The organism is Actinomycetospora sp., assembly GCF_055612215.1.
In genome coordinates this window covers 1-1,052 of the sequence record NZ_JBVPVA010000946.1, presented here as the reverse complement: position 1 = coordinate 1,052, position 1,052 = coordinate 1, and the positions used below count along the sequence as shown (strand labels likewise).

At 69.3% G+C, this 1,052-nt stretch carries 1 protein-coding gene; it reads right to left on the bottom strand.

Annotation, left to right across the window (positions count from 1 at the left end; genetic code table 11):
• Positions 1-5: 5 nt before the first annotated feature.
• The gene (gene ygiD / locus AC0CYZ_RS25815) at positions 6-941 is read right to left on the bottom strand and encodes a 4,5-DOPA-extradiol-dioxygenase (RefSeq protein ID WP_472220666.1); all 936 of its coding nucleotides are present in this window, start codon (positions 939-941) and stop codon (positions 6-8) included.
• Between the last annotated feature and the right edge of the window lie 111 nt (positions 942-1,052).

The window sequence follows — 1,052 nt, the reverse complement described above, 5'->3', positions numbered from 1 at the left end:
GGGGCTCAGATGTTGGACGCGTCCGGGGGCAGGTCGGCCGGCGGCACGGGTGATCCTCCGTCCCCCGCGGCGTGGGGGCAGGAGAGGTCGAGGGTGTACGCCGTCATCGACAGCGACCCGAACGCGTAGCCGTCGACGAGGACCTTCGTCGCGGCTGCGCTGCCGGCCCCGGCCAGGCCGGCGAGATAGACCGCGGGAATGAAGTGGTCGGGCGTCGGCACCGCATTCCGGAAGTCACGGTGGGCATCGAGTGTCACGAACTCGGTCGGGTCGGTGAGCATGCGCGTCGTGGCGTCCTCGTCGAAGCGCTGAGCCCAGTCGTACCCGTCGTCGGAGAGCTTCCAGTCCATTCCCGACAGATTGTGGACGACGTTGCCACTGGCGATGATGAGTACGCCACGTTCTCGCAGGGGCGCCAGCTTCGCCCCGAGCTCGAGGTGGTAGTCCAGTGGCTTGTCGGCGTTGATGCTGAGTTGGACCACGGGTACCGACGCGTCCGGGAACGCGTGCATGAGGACGGACCAGGTGCCGTGGTCGATGCCCCAGCTGTCGACGTCCGCGCCGACCCAGGTGGGGTGGACCACGTCGCTGATCTCCGTGGCCAGTTCCGGGAGGCCGGGAGCGGGGTACTGCGCGTCGAACAACGCTCGTGGGAAGCCGTAGAAGTCGTGGATGGTCCGCGGTTTCGGCATGGCCGTGACGGCCGTGGCATTGATGTACCAGTGCGCACTGACCACGAGAATCGCGCGCGGGCGCGGCACGGCCTCCCCGAAGGCCCTCCAGGCGGTCGTGTAGCGGTTGACGTCGAGGGCGTTCATCGGGTTGCCGTGCCCGATGAACGCCGCCGGCATGAGGGTCGGCGCGTGGTCCGGCTGGGGATGCACGGTGGTTCGCCCTTCTCGATGACCGGTGCCCAGCCGGTCCTGCGACAGGCGGGTCACCGGTGACGACGTCTCGATCGTGCCCGCTCCCGGCCCCGATCGGTCGGCGCTCCGAGGTCGCGACTCCGGGCAGAGGTGTCATCGCACCCGGGATCCCGCCGTGAGCCCCTC